Raw genomic sequence first — 17058 nt, 5'->3', positions numbered from 1 at the left:
GAAAGGGGGGGAGGGGGGTGGTTTGGGGGTTTTTGGCAGCGTTGGTGTTTCGGGGGGGGGGGGGGGGGGGGGTTGGGGGGGGGGGGGGGGGGGGGTTGGGGGGAAACCCAAACCCCCCCCCCACGACCCACCCGACCGAACTGTCATCGCATGCCGGGAAGAGCCCCTGAACCAAGGAACTTAGGAGTGGGATGGCGGGTTCCGCCGATCGGCTGCTGGTCACCGTGACCCTGCTCGACCGCCCCCGCCTGATCGCGCTGGTCCTCAGCGCGCTCGCCGGGACGGCGGCGGGGCTGCTGCTGCCCGGCGCGCTCGCCGCCGCGGTGGACGCCGTGGTGGCCGGGCGGCCCAGCCTTCCCGAGGTCTCCTGGCTGATCGTCCTCGGTGTCACCGAAATCGCCGTCGGCCTGATCGGCGGCATCCTCACCGCGCGGATGACCGCGTCCGCGACCGCCTGGCTGCGCCGGAAACTCGCCGACCGCTATCTCGCGCTCGGCACCCGATCGACCTTCGCCGACGGCGACGCGATCAGCAGGCTCACCGGTGACTGCACCGGCGCGGGAGTGGTCGCCTCGGTCGTCGTCCAGCTCGGGTCGACCACCCTGATCTCCGGCGGAGCCGTCGTCCTGCTCGCGCTGATGGACTGGCGGCTCGCGCTCGTCTTCCTCGGCAGCATCCCGTTCGGCCTGATGCTCGCGCGCACCCATCTGAAGAACACCGCGGACGACGTCCTGACCTATCAAGAGGTGTCCGGCGAACTCGCGGCGAGGATGGTCGACGCCGTCGCCGGCCTCCGCACGATCGCCGCGTCGGGCACCGCCGATCGCGAGGCCGAACGCGTCTTGCGGCCGCTGCCGAAGCTGAGTCTCGCCGGCCGCGGGATGTGGCGCACCCAGGCCAAGATGGTGTGGCGCTCGGGTCTGCTGCTGCCCGCGGTCGAACTCGCGGTGCTCGTCGCCGCCGGTTTCGGTGTGCTGGAAGGCAGGCTGACCGTCGGCCAGGTCCTCGCGGCGCTCGGCTACGTCGCGCTCGGCATGGGGCTGATCACCCAGATCCCTTTGCTCACCACACTTTCCCGCGCGCGGTCGTGTGCGCGGCGGATCAACGAGGTGCTGGACTCGCCGGTCCCCGAACCGGGCGACCTCGGCGTCGCCCCCGGGCGGGGCACGCTCGAATTGCGCGGCGTCACCGTCGAAGGCGCGTTGGCCGACGTCGACCTGCTCGTGCCGGGCGGCCGGTTCACCGCGGTCGTCGGGCGATCCGGTTCGGGGAAGTCCGCGCTGGTCAACGTTCTCGGCGGACTGCTGTCCCCGGACCAGGGGGCGGCGCTGCTCGACGGCCGCCCGCTGGAGCGGCTGCGGCCGAACGAGCTCCGCGCGGTCGTCGGGTTCGCCTTCGAACGGCCCGCGCTGCTCGGGGCGACCATCGGTGACGCCGTCGGCTACGGCTCGTGGGCAGGCGAGGCCGCCGTGCGCGCCGCCTGCCGGTCCACGCAGGTCGACGACCTGATCGTCCGGCTGCCGGACGGGTACAAGACGCCTCTTTCGGAGACGCCGCTTTCCGGTGGGGAGGCGCAGCGGATCGGGCTGGCACGCGCGATCGCGCACGCGCCGCGGGTGCTCATCCTCGACGACGCCACCGCCAGCCTCGACACGGTCACCGAAGCCGCGGTCGAAGAGGCGATCGAACGCACGCTCCCCGGCCGGACCCGGGTGGTGGTGACCCATCGCGCGGCCACCGCGTCGCGGGCGGACACGGTGGTGTGGCTGGAAGACGGCCGCGTCCGCGCGGTCGGCACGCATGACGGGCTGTGGCGGAATCCTGCTTATCGAGCCGTCTTCACCGAGGGCGCGCAGTGAGCGTCTGGGGGCTCTACCGCTCGGCGCTGGCCGGGCAATGGCGCGGCGGGCTGGTCCTGCTGGCCTGCTCCGTACTGGAAAGCGCACCCGCGTTCTTGTCCGGTCGCCTGGTCGAACTCGCGGTTGACGAGGGGTTTGCCGCGGATCGGCCAGGCACCGGACTGCGTTGGCTCGCGGTCTTCGGGCTGGTCGCCGTGATCGGCGCGTTCGGCTCGCGCCTGGTGTGGCATCAGCTCGGCAAGGTCGTCGAGCCGTTGCGCGACGCGCTGGTGACGGCCGTCGTGCGCGGGGTCCTGCACGATCCGGCGCCGCCGCGGAACCAGCCGGACGCCAGCGGTGTCGCCCGTATCACCCAGCACGTCGAAGTGGTCCGCGACGCCACGGCCGGGCTTCTGGTGCAGGCGCGCGGGATGATCGTGACGACGGTGGCGGCGCTGGCCGGGCTGTTCACCGTCGCCGGTTCGCTCGCGTTGATCGTCGCGATCCCGGTCGTGGTCGCGGTCGCGGTGTTCGCCTGCCTGCTCCCGTCGCTGGCCCGTCGTCAGCGCGCGCTGGCGCTGGCCGACGAGCGGACCGCCGAGGTCGCGGGCGCGTCGCTGTCCGGTATGCGCGACGTCGTCGCCTGCGGCGCGGAACCTCTTGCCGCGCTGGAGCTCTACGACGCCATCGACACACAGGCCGCGGCGGCCATGCGGGTGGCGAGGTCCGGGGCGGCCAGGACGGTGGTGATCGCGACCGGCGGGTTCGTGCCGCTGCTCCTGGCGTTGCTGGTGGCGCCGGGCATGGTCAGGGACGGGGTGCTCACCGCCGGGGCCGCGCTCGGGGCGCTCGTCTACCTCGCGACGACGATGCAGCCGGCGTTGCGCGGGCTGGCCGCGACCGCGAGCACCGTGGTGCTGCGGCTGATCGTCGCGCTGCGGCGGCTCGCGGAGACCGCCGAGGCCGAGCCCGAACCCGACGGCACGGCGGAACCCGACGGGACCGCGATCTACGTGCGCGACCTGACCTTCAGCTGGGGCGCGGCCGCGCAACCGGTGGTGCGGGGACTCGACCTGCACCTGCGGCCCGGCGAGCGGCTCGCGGTCGTGGGGCCGAGCGGTATCGGCAAGTCGACCCTGGCCGGGCTCCTGACCGGAATGCTCGAACCGCGGGGTGGCCGGGTGCTGCTCGGCGGGGTGCCGGTCCGGGAGGTCCCGGCGGCGCTGCGGCACCGGATGATCGCGCTGATCCCGCAGGAGGCCTACGTCTTCGCGGGGTCCGTGCGGGAGAATGTAGGCCTGTTCGCACAGACCGCGATGGACGGCGAACTGCTGGCGGCGGTGGCGGCCGTCGGCGCGGAACCGCTGGTCACGCGGCTGGGCGGGCTCGACGGCGAGATCGGGCACGGCACGCTGTCCGCCGGCGAAGCGCAGCTGATCGCGCTCGCCCGCGTCTACGCGAGCGACGCGGGCGTCGTCATCCTCGACGAGGCGACGTCGCACCTCGACCCGCCCGCCGAAGCCCGTGCGGAACGGGCGTTCGCCGAGCGGGGCGGGGTGCTGGTGGTGATCGCGCACCGGCTGTCGTCGGCGTTGCGCGCGGACCGGGTCCTGGTGATGGACGGCAAGGAGACCGCACTCGGCACCCACGTCGAACTCATGGACCGGTCTACGCGCTACGCCCAGCTCATGCACGCGTGGTCGCCGCGGCTACCCCAGCCCAGCGCGCAGTTCTTCCAGCGCGCTCCTGAGTAGACCTTCGACGGGGACCGGCCGCCGGGATCCGCGATCGACGAAGACGTGCACGAAGTGCCCTTCCGCGATCACCGTCTCCTTCGAGTACATCCCGACCTCGTAGCGGACGCTGGACCGGCCGAGATGGCCCACCCGCAGGCCGACCTCGAGTTCACCCGGGAACGACACCGAAGCGTGGTACTTGCACTGCGATTCCACGCACAGCCCGATGACCTCACCGGTTTCGATGTCGAGGCCGCCGCGTTCGATCAGCCACGTGTTGATCACGGTGTCCATCACCGAGTAGTGGACGACGTTGTTGACGTGCCCGTAGACGTCGTTGTCCTTCCACCGCAACGGAACCGTCTGCCAGTGCGGGTACTCGGCGTTCACCACAGCGTCACCGATTCCCGCAGGATGACGGCGAGGTCGGCTTCGGACGCCTCGCGCGGGGCCGTCGCCAGCAGCCGTTGTTGTTTCACCGTGCCGGAAACCAGTGAGTCCACATCGGACTCGGTGTAGCCGACGGCGCCGATCCCGTTGGGGATCCCGATCTCCCGCATGATCTGTCCCAGCACCGCGGGCAGGTGGTCACGCAGATCGCCCGGCCATTCGTAGTCCGGCGCGAGCAGCCGCGCCACCCGGATGTGCCGGTCCGGCGCGGCGTCGAAGGTGAACCGGAACGCCGCCGGCGCGGTCAGCGAGACCGCCATCCCGTGCGGCACCATCGCTTCGTCGCCCGGATACCCGGACGGATGGAAGTCCCGGACCTGCCCGGCGATCGGATACGCGTTGGCGTGCGGGATGTGCACGCCGGCGTTGCCGAAGCCGAGTCCGGCGAACGTCGCCGCGAGCGCCATCGCCTCGCGCGCCTTCATGTCGGAGCCGTCCCGCACGGCCGCGGGCAGCGCCCACGACAGCAGCCGCAGCGACTGCTCGGCGAACATGTCGGCCAGCGGATTCGAGCCACAGTAAGGGACCCGGTCCTCCGGCCGCTTCCGGTCGAACTCGGTGTACGGCTTGGCCGTGTAGCTCTCCGCGGCGTGGCAAAGGATGTCCATCCCGCTCGCGGCGGTGACCTCCGGCGGCTGCGAGACCGTCAGCCGCGGGTCGACCACGGCGAGGCTCGGGCGCATCCGGAGATGGCTGATGCCGCTCTTCACGCGCAGTGACAACACGTCCAGCACGCAGACCGTCGTGCTCTCCGAGCCCGTCCCGGTGGTGGTCGGCACCGCGACCAGCGGTTTCAGCGGCGAGCTCGGCGCGCGGCCGCCACCGACCGGCGCGTTGACGTAGTCCATCAGGTCGCCGTCGTTGCTGGTCAACAGATTCACCGCCTTGGCGGTGTCGATGGCCGACCCGCCACCCACGGCGACGAAGGCGTCCCACTCGCCCTGCCCGCGGGCGAAGTCGACGGCCTTCCGCATGCTGACGTCGGTCGGCTCGACGTGCACGCCGTCGAAGACGACGGCTTCGATGCCATAGGTTTCGATACCTTCGGCGATCCGTTGTGGCCAGCCCGTCGCGGCGACACCCGCGTCGGTCAGGACGAGCACCCGGCGCGCGCCGTACTGAGTGAGGTCGTAGCCGATCTCGTCGCTCGACCCGGTGCCGTATTTCAAGGCCGGCGCCCCGTAGGTGAAAACAGTTTCACGTCCGGCGGTGGCTGAGGTCACGTTTCGTGCTCCCTTGCTCGAACACGTTCCGAATATCGGACATTCCGCCGCTCCGGGGTTGCCGGAATCGGAAGATCGCTTGACGGCACCGATCACCGCCCGCCTAAGCTCTTCTCATTAGATACCAACCGGGAGCGTCCGTCGCCCAGACGGCCGTGAGGATCCTGACCGAGGCGCAGATCCACCGCGTGTACGCGGTGGTGGGTGAGTCCTTCCTGGATCTGCTCGACGCGCTGCAACGCGATCGCTCGATCACCTTCGTCTCGGCGAGACACGACTCCGGCGCTGCCTTCATGGCCGAGGCCGAAGGCAAGCTGACCGAGCACCCCGCGGTGCTGCTGGCGGGCCGCGGCCCGAGCGCGGCGAACCTCGCGATCGGCGTTTCGACGGCGTACCAGGACGAGAGCCCGATGGTCGTCCTCCTGGAGAACCCGCCGCAGGATCCCGGCCCGACGAGCGAGCTGCCCACCGCCGACCTGACCGCGATGTTCGAGCCGATCTCGAAGTGGACCGGTCGCGCGGAATCGCCAGACGAGGTCCCCGGCCTGCTGGTCGAGGCGCTGACCCGCTGCCGGGAAGGGCGGCCGGGGCCCACCGTCGTCGCCGTCCCCGCCGATTTCTGGGGCGTCCCGTTCGATTCGGCCAAACCGGTCGCCGCCGTGCGCCCGCCCGCCACCGGCGCGCTCGGCCGGACCGCCGAGGCGGTCGCGCAACTGGTCGACGAGGCCCGCTACCCGGTGGTGATCGTCGGCGGCCGGGCCCGCGCGGCGCGGGACGAGCTGATCGCCGTCGCCGACGAGCTCGCGCTGCCGGTGTACAACGCGTTCCGCCGTCAGGACGCCTTCCCGGAGAACCACGCGCGCTACGCCGGCCACCTCGGCATCGGCATCCCCGCGCGGCAGCTCGACGCGCTGGAGCGCGCGGACCTCGTGCTCGCGCTGGGCACGCAGCTCGACGAGGTCACCACACAGTCCTTTCGCTACCCGACGCCGTCCCAGACGCTGGTGCTGGTGGGCACGGGGATCGAACCCGCCCGCCGCGGCGGGCTGACCTTCCGGGTCGACTCCGAGGTCGAGCCCTTCCTGCGTGAACTGCGCAATGTCGCCTCGCCGCGGCAGCGGCGCGCGTCGGCCGCGAACGCCGCCGTGCACACCTTCATGACGCCGCCCGACACCAGCGGCGCCACCCGCGTCCACCCCGCGGACGTGATCCGGGCGGTGCGCAAACTCGCGCCCGAGGACGCGATCGTGACCAGCGACGCGGGCAACTTCGCCCAGTTCATGCACCGCTACTGGTGCTTCACCGCGCCGCGCAGCCAGCTCGGGCCGAGCAACGCGGCCATGGGCTACGCGGTCCCCGCGGCGGTCGCGGCGAAACTCGCCGAACCACGCCGGACGGTCATCGCGATGGCGGGCGACGGCGGCGCGCTCATGACCGGGCAGGAGATCGAGACCGCCGTCCGTTACCGCGTTCCGGTGACCGTCCTGGTGTTCCAGAACGGTGTGCACGGCCCGCTCGCCGTGCACCAGGCGCGTAAGCACGGACGGCTTTCGGGGGTCACCGTCCCCATCACCGACTTCGCGTCGTGGGCACGCGGGCTCGGCGCCGCCGGGTACACCGTGGACGACCGTGAGGAGCTGGAGCCGATCATCGCGAGCGCGCTGGTGCGGCAACGACCGTGCGTGATCGACATCAGGACGGATCCGGACGTGGTGACCCCGGACATCCGGCTGACGACCCTGCTGGGCGCCGCGAGGCCGCAGCAGGGAGGTCAGTAGGCGTCCGCCGCGCCGACTTAACGGGCGGTACTTTTTCTCAGGGGATACACAGAAACCCTTGTGGCGCCGCCTTCACCTGCTCCAAAAGGAGGGAAACCGGTGACGACTCGGCCGACTTTCGGTCGCGGAGACCGGATTTTGTCGGTCGGCCGTGGCACAATCGCGGCAACACCGAGGGTCCGATATGGACCGGAACGATCACCGGTGAAGTTGTTGGCACGCAGTACTTAGAGCGTTGTGTTGACACTGGGAGAAAACATGGCTGACGAAACGAAGCCACAGGACAAGTCCGTTTCCGGCGTGGTGCCGGTGCTGTTCAGCGCGGACGCCGAGACCCACGACATCGCCGTCGTGGCCACGAACCGGGAGGCGTTGCGCCGTTCGCCGTTCGGTGCCGAGGTACCCCTGCGCGCCGCCAGTGGCGAATAGCCCGGCCGGAGGAGCCTCCGCCGGGAGAGGTACAGTGCGTCCGGGCACACCCGGGTGACGACGCTTGTCGGCCTGCGTGAGGTGTGCTTTACTGTTTCAGGTCTCGTTTTTTGTGTTCGTGTTGGTTCACGCTCGCAGAACTCAGCGGGCGTAGTGTCTCCTCGTGTTTCCGGGGAAGCAAACCGTCTGGTCATGACCCGGGCTGCCGACGTGGCTTCCTGTTTGTTTGTGTTGCATATGGAGATTTTATGACTCAGGGCACTGTGAAGTGGTTCAACTCCGAGAAGGGGTTCGGCTTCATCACTCCCGACAACGGCGGCGGCGACGTCTTCGTGCACTACAGCGAGATCAAGGGCAACGGCTTCCGTACCCTCGAGGAGAACGCCCGCGTGGAGTTCGAGATCGGGCAGGGCGCGAAGGGTCCGCAGGCCACCTCGGTCACCGTGATCTGATCCAGGTTTTCCAAGCAGGGCCGTCATCCCCTCGGGGAGGCGGCCCTGCTGCTTTTCGGGCTCGTGACTGACCGGACGACACGACCGCGGCCGGGGTTCCGCCGCGAGCCGTCCGCCGCCACCCGCGCACCGCCCGGAACCTACTGCGGAGTGGCACTGATTCTCGCCCCGCTCGTGTGGTTCGCGGGCCCGTTGCTGCGGCATCCGGTGCTCAAGGACCTCACGCCGGAGCACGCCGCTTTCGCCGCGTTGGCCGCCCTGGTGATCCTGCCGGTCGCCTTCCTCCGCCGCGGTGGCTTTGTGATGCAACCTCGTGCAACTCTTTCTTTCGTGGCGCGGACGTCGTTTCCTTGTAGGGACTTGGCGCGGCAGCGGAGGACATGTGGGCGAAGCGGTTGCGGGGATCGTGGCGAACCCCGCTTCGGAGCGTGACATCCAGAGCCTGCGTTCGGCACTGAGGGTGGCCGGCGTCGGCCGCGTGATGGTGTGGACCGACGCGGGGAAGATCATCGGCACCGTCCGCCGGATGGTGGACGCGGGTGCCAGCGTGATCATCTGCCTGGGCAACGAGACCATGATGCGGGCGGCGGCGGCCGCCTGCGGTGACGTGCCGCTGCTGATGTTGCCCGCCGGAGGTGCCGACGAATCCACCGTCGCCGGGCTCGCCGCCGGGCTGGTGGCCACCCATCAGGTGGACACTGACCTGGTCACGAACCGCGCGACCGTGCTCGAGGTCGTCACGAAGGCCCGCCGCGAGATCGCGCTGACCGACGTCAGCGTGTGCTCGGAGAGCCGGTGGGACCCCGCGTCGCTGACCGAGCTGTACTGCACGTTCGCCGTCCCGGACGGGGTCGGGCTGTCGAGTATCCCCGGACGGCTGTGCCCCAGTCCGAAGTCCACTGTGGACGGTGTCGCCGTCTCGCTCGGGCCGGTCGGCGAGGCGCCGTACGTCGTGCAGGCGCCGATCGCGCCCGGCGAGGTCCGGGCGGTGGGCGTCCGGGGCTGGAGCGTGCTGCACGCGGGGGTCCGCGTCGACCTCGCCGCCGCCGGTGGCTCCATCGCGCTCGACGGCCAACCGCATTTCGTGCTCAAGCCGGGAGAGAGCGCTTTCGTGGAGCTGAAGCCCGACGGCCCGTGGTGCGTCGACGTCCGCGCGGTGATGGCCGAGGCCACCAGGACCGGTCTGCTGCTGGGCCGGAAGCCCGCGGAGGTCGTTCCCACGCCCCGCCTCGCGGACGCGCCGTTCCCCGGGTAGACCGCGCCCAGGTCACAGAGACCTTCCGCTCCCCGGGACGTCCGGGCACACTGGCCTGACAGAGCAAAGGGGTGGGCCAGGTGCAGCTGGAGGCGGCGCTGCCGGTCGGCGCGGACCCGCGGCGGCACGCGCGTGCCCTCGCCGAGGTACGTGAGGCGGCGCTCGCCGGGACCACGCTCCCGAGTGCTCCGCGAGCGGTCATCGGCGCGTCCTGGCAGCGTATGCGGCGGCTCGGCCTGGACCCGGACCGCGGCTCGCCGTCGTCCGCGCTCACTCCGGACCAGCTGGAATCCCGCCGTCGCGAGAGCGGCCTCGCGGCCGTCCTCCCCGTTCTGCGCGGCGGCCTGATCAGCCTCGCCGAGCAGGCCGCGCACATCATGGCCGTCGTCGACGCGGACGGCCGTGTCCTCTGGCGTGACGGCAGCACCGCGGTCCGCCGCCGCGCCGACGGGCTCGGGTTCGTCGAAGGGGTCGACTGGCACGAGCGCGCCGCGGGCACCAACGCCATCGGCACGGCGCTGGTCGCCCGGCATCCGGTCCAGGTCTACTCGGCCGAGCACTACGTCAGCAACCAGCACGACTGGACCTGCGCCGCCGCGCCGCTGCACGATCCGAGGGATGGCAGGCTGCTCGGCGTCGTCGACCTCTCCGGACCGGCCTCCACCGTGCACCCGACGACCCTCGCCCTGGTCGATACGGTCGCGAAGCTCGCCGAAGCGCATCTGCGCACCACCCATCTCTCGGATCTCGAACGGCTGCGCGGTCTGGCCACGCCGCTGCTCGCCAAGGTGAAGGGCCGGGCGGTCATCGCCGACCCGCACGGTTGGATCGCGGCCTCGGCCGGTCTCGTGCCGGTCGGCCGGATCGCGCTGCCGAACGGCGCCGCTCCGGGCCGCACCTGGCTGCCGACCTACGGCGAATGCCTGCTGGAGCCGCTGCCCGGCGGCTGGCTCGTCCGGCTCACCGATGAGGAGGACGCGCCGCCGACGCGGGTCGTACTCGATCTGAGGTCGTCGCGGGAAAGCACGCTGCGTGTCTCGGGCGCGGCGGGGACCTGGTCGCATCGGCTGAGCCCGCGGCACGCGGAGATGCTGTACGTCCTCGCGCGACATCGCGAAGGCAGGTCGGCGTCGGAACTGTCGCGCGACCTCTTCGGCGACGCCGGCCGCACCGTCACCGTCCGCGCGGAGATGTCCAGGATGCGACGGCATTTCGGCGGGTTCCTGCTGGCGAGGCCGTACCGGTTCGACGACGACGTCGAGGTCGTCGTGGAGCGGCCGTCCGAGGGTGAGGTGCTCCCGCATTCGGTCGCGCCCGCCGTCCGGGGTTGAATCTCGCTCGCGGTGGCGAGTGTCGCGCCGTCGATCGGTGTGCGCAATCGTGCGGTACGGCCTGGAAAAAGGCCTCTGACACCGTCGGGAGATCACGTGCCGATGACACACACCGGTGTCACTGGCTGCGCTGATCCCGACTCGGATACCTTCTTTGCGGGTAGAGCCAATGGGGAGGATCGGCGATGACGAGCACAGTGACCCGGCCGGGGCCGCCGGGGAGCCCCGAGCCGCCCCCTGCGCCGGGAGGTCGCGGAGGGATCGCCGGGCTGCTCGAACTGCCGGGCAACGGGATCCGCGCGATCGTCCGGTCCGCGGCGACCACGCCGGGCAGGCTGTCGGTGATCGCGATCGGGCTCGTCCTGCTGTCGCTGGTCGCGGGCCTGTTCGGCACGCTGGCCGCGCAGGACAAGAAGGACACGATCAACGGCCTGATCGACCACCGCGAACCGCTCGCCGCCGCCGCGCAACAGGTCTACCGCGCGCTTTCGGACGCCGACGCGACGGCGGCCAGTTCGTTCCTCTCCATCGGCACCGAGCCGCTCCCGATGCGCCAGCGGTACGAACGCGACATCGCGGAGGCCGGGGCAGCGCTGGCGAAGGCGGCATCGGACTCCTCCGGCGTCGACGAAGCGGCGGAGCGGATCAACACCCTCGGCCGCGAAATCCCCGTCTACACAGGACTGATCGAGACCGCGCGCACCTACAACCGGCAGGGTTTCCCCGTCGGTGCCTCGTATCTGCGGGAAGCGTCCGAGCTGATGCGGGCGAAAATCCTTCCCGCCGCTCAGGATCTGTACCGCATCGACACCGACCGGCTCGCCGCCGAACAGGACGACGCGACCGGATTCCCTTGGCTGGCAACGGCTTTGGTGCTCGCCCTGCTCGCCGCGCTGATCGTCACCCAGGTGCACCTGACGCGGAAGACCAACCGGCTGCTGAACGTCGGGCTGGTCGTCGCGACGGTGTCGATGGTGGTGGCCCTGCTGTGGGGAGCGGTCGCGCTGATCGTGCAGAGCTCCCTCGTCGGCAGCGGTGAAGAAGACGGCTCGCACCAGGTGGACGTCCTCGTCCGCGCCCGGATCGCGGCGCTGCAGGCACGAGCCGACGAAACGCTGACCCTCGTCGCCCGGGGCGACGGCGCGGCGTACGAAAAGGACTTCATCGATCTCGCCGGGCAACTCGGCGGGACGGACGGCCAGGGCGGCCTGCTGGGCGAGGCCCGCGGTCTCGCCGCGGGCGGCGCGGCCGCGGACAAGGTGGACGCGGCCATCCAAGCGGCGTCGGCCTGGTTCAAGGCGCACGGTCAAGTGCGGAGGCAGGACGACGACGGCTCCTACCAGGACGCCGTCGACACCGCCATCCGTGACGACAAGCAGGACGGTGCCGCCAGGGCGTTCTTGCGGCTCGACGAGAACCTGGTGGCCGCGATCAACGTGGGACGGCAGGAATTCCTCGACGACACCCGCGGCGCCGAACGCGCGCTGACCCTGCTCGCGCCGGGGATCGCGGTGCTGGCGCTGATCGCGGCGGCGGGGTCCGCGTTGGGAATCCGTGAACGGCTGAGGGAGTACCGGTGATGCGGAACGGTCTGCGAACGGCCGTGCTCGGCGCGGTCTTGGTGCTGGCGACGGCTTGTGGCAGCGCGGGGGCGCCGGTCGACCCGGCTCCCGTCGGCGAGGTCGCGCCGCCGCTGCCCGCGAACGTCGGCGGCGCCGACAACGCCGGCGGTGGCGGAACGACCGACACGACCTGCAACCCGTTGGCGAGCCTGCGGCCGACCAACGGCACGTCGATCGCCAATGGTTCGACGATGGCGAAGATCAAGGAGAACGGCAAGCTCGTCGCGGGGGTCGATCAGACGACGTTCCTGTTCGGTTTCCGGAACCCGACTTCGGGCCAGCTCGAAGGTTTCGACATCGACTTGGTCAACGAGATCGCGAAGGCGATCTTCGGCAGCGCGGAAGGGCGTGTGCAGTTCCGGGCGATCCCGTCGAAACTGCGGGAAGAAGTGCTCGAGAAGAAGCAGGTCGACATCGTGGTGCGGACCTACAGCATCACCTGCAGCCGGCTGAAGAAGGTCAACTTCTCGACCGCGTATTACCAAGCGGGGCAACGGATCCTGGTCGAATCCGGGTCGAAGGTCGCCCAGCTGTCGGACCTCGCGGGGCGGCGGGTGTGCGCGACCAAGACGTCGACCTCGCTGACGAAGATCGCGGCGGATCCGTCGAAGCCGGTGCCGGTCTCGGTGGACAACTGGTCGGACTGCCTGGTGATGCTGCAGCAGAAGCAGGTCGAGGCCGTGTCGACGGACGACGTCATCCTCGCCGGGATGCTCGCGCAGGACCCGACGCTGAAGATCGTGGGGGACCGGTTCACCGAGGAGAACTACGGCATCGGTGTCCCGAAGGAGAACGAGGACATGGTGCGCTTCGTGAACGCCGTGCTGGAGAACGTGCGCGGCGGCGCGTGGCAGGCGAGCTACGCGAAATGGATCGGGAACAAACTCGAGGGCGGAACGCCGCCTTCGCCCGTGTACAAGTGAGAACGGGCCGTTCGGGATTCGCTCCCGAACGGCCCGCTTCGGTTCAGGGGGATTTCTCGCCGATCACCGGCGGCACCGGCTTCGTTTCGCCTTCGTAGCCGCCGAACAAGACGTCGGCGTCCTCCTCCTGCAGGTAGTTCGGAGCCTTCTTTTCCTTGTCCTCTTCCTTCTGCCCCCTGCCGCCAGGAGCGCCGCCGGCACCCATCGCGCCCGGACCGCCGCTCTTGCCCGCGGCGGCCGCGCCACCCCGAGTGATCCGCTCCTCCGGCAGTTTGCCCGCCCCGGACCCGCCGCCCTTGCCCGCGAGCTTTTCGGCCTCACCGGCCGAAACCTTGCCGCCCGCGAGCCGCTCGGCGACGTTGCCCGAGCCGCCGTTGCGCCCGAACCCGCCGCCTCCGCCACTGGTCAACCGGTTCGCCGCGCTGCCGCCCGGCCCGCTCGTCGTCCGGCCGGGCTTGCCGCGATACTGCTCGCTGCCCAACCGGCCGAGACCGCTGGGACCGGGCGTGTTCAGCGCCGCCAATCCCGGCGTCGGCCCAGGCCGGAACGACCCCGGCTGCCCGCCGACCGGCTGACCCGGCGCCGGCACCCCGGTGTGCCCGCCACCCGTGGTGATCCCGGGCCCCGGCGCCGGCGCGCTCGGACCACCCGGCCCGGGCGCCCCTGGCCCAGGACCGCTGTTGGGCCCCGGCCCGCCGCTGAAGCCGTTGACCTCGGTACCCCCGGAGAACCCGGACACCGACGTCGAATCACCCATTTCCGGCGGCGGGGCGAACGTGGGCTGCTTGGAGTTGACGTCGAAGAGTGACTGGTCGTAGGTGTGCATCACCTGCGCGGCCTGCTGGTGCGCCTGAAACGACTGCTCCTGCTTGGCCGAAATGTTGCCGACCGTGTCCACCGCGCCCGCCAGGTTCCCCGTCGCGAGCTGGTTGAGGGCGTTCTTGTACTCGGCGTTGCGGTCGAAGGGGACCTCTTCGGGCATGGAGTTCTTCGCGGTGGTGGCCGCGGCGGCGGACTGGGAGAACCGGTTGGACGCGAGATACGCGCCGTCGCCCGCGGTGTCGGCCCACTTGCTGATGTTGGAGAAGAAATCGGTGACCGACTTGGCGCCGTCGCCCTGCCAGTGCTCGCCCTCTTTGCCGATCGCGTCGCGGACGGCGTTGCTGAAGGTGTTCAGGGAGTTGCCCTGGTTGTTCCAGAGCTCGCCCTTCTCGTCGATGTCCTGCGGGTCGAGGTCCTGCGTGACCATGTTCTTCAGCTCGCCGTGCGGGACGGCTTCGTAGCGCTGGTCCGACGGATCGAGGCCGGCTCGGAACTGCTGACCTTGCGCCAGCGCCGCAGCCTGGTCGGCCGAGTACTGCCCCGCCTTCGCTTCTGCCGTCAGCCTCGCCGTAAGGGAGTTGCCGCCCGGGCCCGCGTTGACCTCGTCGTACGTTTCGGAGTACCGCTTGGCCTCGTACGTCCGGCCGGTGTTGCCCATCGCCGAGAACTTGCTGTCGAAGTCGTCTTGGCCGACGTTGACCATGGTCCCTCCCGTTCCGTAGTCAGTTGCCTCTGGGCAGTTTCGGTTCGGCGGCTTCTGCGATCTCGCGGGAGAGTGCGCAGGCTTCCTCGTTGGTTCCGGTCTGCTCGAGAGTCGTCGAAGCCGTCATTCGGGCGTCAGGGCCCACTGCGACAGCGACTGTGCAGGCATCGGTTCCTGCATCACCCGGGATTTCGACCGCATCGCGCCCGTTCACCTTCGCGGGGACTTTGGTTCCTTGCCCAGGCGACAGCTTGTCGATCCCGGCCTCGGGGACGAGATAGATGCTGACGGAGGCGTAGCCACGTTTCGCGGTCCTGCATCCGTTGTCGCTCTCATAAGTTTCCGTTTTGGGAGACTCGAACCCCTTGGCCGAGGTCGTCGGCTCCAGCAGGTCGCAGGCCTTCAGGCTCCCGAACACATCGCCTGGCCGGTGGGCCGATTGCACCGCTGCCGCGTTTGGCACGGAGGCGACGGCACTGCCTGGAAGTTCGGACGAGCAGCCGCTCGCCGCCACCGCGAGTACCGCGAGCAGCGAACCAAGACACAGACGAGAGGCCATCAGCTTCCCTTGGGCAGTTTCGGTTCGGCGGCGGTAGCCATTTCCCTGGACAGTGCGCAGGCTTCCTCGTTGGTTCCCTTGTTCAAGGATGTCGATGCCGTCAGTCGGGAGGTTGGGGTAACGGCGATCGCGACTGTGCATGCTTGCGTACCCGCATCGCCAGGGATTTCGACGGCGTCCCGGTTCCCGACCTTGGTCGGAATCTTGGTCCCTTGTCCTGCGGACAGTTGGTCGATGCCGGCTTCCGGAACGAGGTAGATGCTGACGGAGCCGAATCCTTGCTTCCTCGTAGCGCAGCCGTTGTCACTTTCGTAGGTCTCGACAACAGGTGGGTCGAAGCCCTTCGGAGTCGTGGTCGGCTCCAGCAGATCGCAGGCCTTCAAGTCCTCGAAAACGTCCGTGGAAGGACTGGACGGTTTGGACGAGGCACTATTCTGTGTCGGTATCGGTGTGGCGTTGCCGGGCTTCTCCGACGAGCAGCCGGAGAGCGCGAAGGTAAGGGCGATCGGTAACGCGGCGAAAACCAGGAGCCGTGACTTCGTGATCATATCGGTTTGCGTCAGTCCTTTTGGAGAGATTTCAGCTGATCGGCATGGTCGGCATCTCGTTGCCGGTACTTGGTCTTTGCCAGGTTGATCGCCTCTTCAGCGCGGTTGAGTACGTCTCGCAGGGCGTCCAGCTGTGTCTTGGCTGACAGGTCGTCACCCTCGGCGACTTTGACTGCGTGCTGGCCGACTTGTTGTGCGAATGGGCCGGTACCCAACTTCGGTTGTTCGGCAAGTCGTAGAAAGCGTCGCTGGTTGCTTGACCAATCGGTCACGTAGTCGTTGATGGCCTTCTTCAGGGCCTCCCCGGCCTCCTCGCTGACCGCGAACCGCCCCTCCTTCGCCGCCGTCACCATCCGGTCGGCCTGCGCCGAGAAGTCGCCCAGAATGTCCGAGAAGTTGCCCGGCGGTCCGCCGGCACCTTCAGTCATGGTCTCTCCCCTGTACCAAGTCCCGGTTACTCATAGCGCTCGTCAGATCACGATATCAGCGGAAACGGTCCCGAAGCCCGCCTTCCGGCGAGGATCACGCGCTGCCGACGCGGGCGGCTTCGACCAGGTCGTGGACCCATCGTGCAAGGTGAGAGCCGCTGGTGGGGGTGAACGTGCGGCGGACTTCGCCGTCGGGGAAGCGGTCGGTGGCGAGCATGAAGCGGCCCTGGACGCTGTCGAACCACTGGACGCTTTTCTGCTGCGGTTTGCCCCTGTCGTCGCGCAGGGTGACGCTGACCGTGCCCAGCCGCGCGAGCGGGTGTTCGAAGAAACGACCGGCTGCCCCCAGGCGGAGGTTGTCCGGGTCCTCGTCGAACGGGTCGTCCGGTCGTTTGGACGGGGGAAGCGTGCTGGACGTCGTCACCCGTCCGGGGAATGGCTGCAGTGACGGCAGATAACCGAGGAGGGTCGCGACGACCTGTTCGGGGTAGACCGGCTCGAAGAGGATGTCGAATCCGCGTTGCTGGCTCACGACACCCTGGCGACTGTTCCACGCACCTCGATATAAGTATTCGGCGTCCTGCTCGACCTCGTGCGCCTCCATGGTGAGGACGAAGTCGCCGGTGGCCCAGAGGCGGAGGGTCTGTTCGTAGTCGCGCAGTAGTTCACCGCCGCGGGCGAAACCCCGCTCGGTCAGCCCGGCCCAGATCTCTTCGCAGTGCCGCTCGCGTTCGGAGATGGTGGTCCCGACGGTCGGGATCTCGAAGGGCAGCACGAATCTGCCGAGTCCGAGATCTTCGAGTACGACGTCGAGCTGGGCCATCGACATCGAAAATGACGCAGGCACCGGTCCCTCCCCCTCATCACCTGCTGAATCGGTTCTTCATCGCACCGTAGCGGGTTCGACCCGGTGCAGGCACGACCTGCCTGCTCACGTCTAGGATCAGGGTTGACGCTGTCG

General features: G+C 69.6%; 16 protein-coding genes. 9 read left to right on the top strand and 7 right to left on the bottom strand.

Features of this window, described 5'->3' with window-relative positions:
* Positions 1-191 precede the first annotated feature (191 nt).
* Together AC0685_RS00420 and AC0685_RS00415 are read left to right on the top strand one after the other, a co-directional pair.
* Positions 192-1859: an ABC transporter ATP-binding protein gene (locus AC0685_RS00420; RefSeq protein ID WP_478223601.1), complete on the top strand. Its 1668-nt coding sequence runs from the start codon at positions 192-194 to the stop codon at positions 1857-1859.
* Positions 1856-3592, top strand: coding sequence for an ABC transporter ATP-binding protein (locus AC0685_RS00415; RefSeq protein WP_478223600.1), 1737 nt, complete (start codon positions 1856-1858; stop codon positions 3590-3592). The genes AC0685_RS00420 and AC0685_RS00415 overlap by 4 nt, the downstream gene beginning before the upstream one ends.
* Here the strand turns inward: AC0685_RS00415 and AC0685_RS00410 are convergent.
* Together AC0685_RS00410 and AC0685_RS00405 are read right to left on the bottom strand one after the other, a co-directional pair.
* Positions 3548-3967: an acyl-CoA thioesterase gene (locus tag AC0685_RS00410; protein ID WP_478223599.1), complete on the bottom strand. Its 420-nt coding sequence runs from the start codon at positions 3965-3967 to the stop codon at positions 3548-3550. The two genes, AC0685_RS00415 and AC0685_RS00410, sit on opposite strands and share 45 nt — an antisense overlap.
* On the bottom strand, positions 3961-5247 hold the full coding sequence (locus tag AC0685_RS00405) for a hydroxyacid-oxoacid transhydrogenase (RefSeq protein WP_478223598.1): 1287 nt from the start codon (positions 5245-5247) through the stop codon (positions 3961-3963). The genes AC0685_RS00410 and AC0685_RS00405 overlap by 7 nt, the downstream gene beginning before the upstream one ends.
* A gap of 116 nt (positions 5248-5363) precedes the next feature.
* Between AC0685_RS00405 and AC0685_RS00400 the strand changes: the two genes are divergently transcribed.
* The 7 genes from AC0685_RS00400 (at position 5364) to AC0685_RS00370 (ending at position 13037) form a co-directional block, all read left to right on the top strand.
* Entirely contained in the window at positions 5364-7025 is a 1662-nt protein-coding gene (locus AC0685_RS00400) for a thiamine pyrophosphate-binding protein (protein WP_478224422.1), read from the top strand.
* Positions 7026-7283: 258 nt separating this feature from the next.
* On the top strand, positions 7284-7454 hold the full coding sequence (locus AC0685_RS00395) for a hypothetical protein (RefSeq protein WP_005163371.1): 171 nt from the start codon (positions 7284-7286) through the stop codon (positions 7452-7454).
* A 248-nt stretch (positions 7455-7702) separates the two neighbouring features.
* The gene (locus tag AC0685_RS00390; protein ID WP_005163378.1) at positions 7703-7906 is read left to right on the top strand and encodes a cold-shock protein; all 204 of its coding nucleotides are present in this window, start codon (positions 7703-7705) and stop codon (positions 7904-7906) included.
* A 382-nt stretch (positions 7907-8288) separates the two neighbouring features.
* Complete coding sequence (locus AC0685_RS00385) at positions 8289-9161, top strand: ATP-NAD kinase (RefSeq protein WP_478223597.1); 873 nt, start codon at positions 8289-8291, stop codon at positions 9159-9161.
* Positions 9162-9232: 71 nt separating this feature from the next.
* Positions 9233-10492: a GAF domain-containing protein gene (locus AC0685_RS00380; protein ID WP_478223596.1), complete on the top strand. Its 1260-nt coding sequence runs from the start codon at positions 9233-9235 to the stop codon at positions 10490-10492.
* A gap of 185 nt (positions 10493-10677) precedes the next feature.
* On the top strand, positions 10678-12072 hold the full coding sequence (locus AC0685_RS00375) for a hypothetical protein (protein WP_478223595.1): 1395 nt from the start codon (positions 10678-10680) through the stop codon (positions 12070-12072).
* Complete coding sequence (locus AC0685_RS00370) at positions 12072-13037, top strand: glutamate ABC transporter substrate-binding protein (protein WP_478223594.1); 966 nt, start codon at positions 12072-12074, stop codon at positions 13035-13037. The genes AC0685_RS00375 and AC0685_RS00370 overlap by 1 nt, the downstream gene beginning before the upstream one ends.
* A gap of 43 nt (positions 13038-13080) precedes the next feature.
* Here AC0685_RS00370 and AC0685_RS00365 read toward each other — a convergent pair whose 3' ends face one another.
* From AC0685_RS00365 to AC0685_RS00345, 5 genes are all read right to left on the bottom strand, one after another.
* Positions 13081-14562 carry a hypothetical protein gene (locus AC0685_RS00365; RefSeq protein ID WP_478223593.1) on the bottom strand — a complete coding sequence of 494 codons (1482 nt, stop codon included), beginning with the start codon at positions 14560-14562 and terminating at the stop codon, positions 13081-13083.
* A gap of 19 nt (positions 14563-14581) precedes the next feature.
* Positions 14582-15121 carry a DUF3558 family protein gene (locus AC0685_RS00360; protein WP_478223592.1) on the bottom strand — a complete coding sequence of 180 codons (540 nt, stop codon included), beginning with the start codon at positions 15119-15121 and terminating at the stop codon, positions 14582-14584.
* Positions 15121-15669, bottom strand: a complete 549-nt coding sequence (locus tag AC0685_RS00355) for a DUF3558 family protein (RefSeq protein ID WP_478223591.1) — start codon at positions 15667-15669, stop codon at positions 15121-15123. Before AC0685_RS00355 ends, AC0685_RS00360 begins: the two co-directional genes overlap by 1 nt.
* An 11-nt stretch (positions 15670-15680) precedes the next feature.
* A complete protein-coding gene (locus AC0685_RS00350) occupies positions 15681-16097 on the bottom strand; it encodes a hypothetical protein (protein WP_478223590.1) in 417 nt (138 codons plus the stop codon).
* A 94-nt stretch (positions 16098-16191) separates the two neighbouring features.
* Positions 16192-16944 (bottom strand): ESX secretion-associated protein EspG, encoded by a 753-nt coding sequence (locus tag AC0685_RS00345; protein ID WP_478223589.1) that lies wholly within the window; start codon positions 16942-16944, stop codon positions 16192-16194.
* Positions 16945-17058 lie beyond the last annotated feature (114 nt).

The organism is Amycolatopsis sp. NPDC043889, assembly GCF_056435645.1.
The sequence above is the reverse complement of the archived record's forward strand: the minus strand, read 5'-3'. Positions and strand labels throughout refer to the sequence as shown.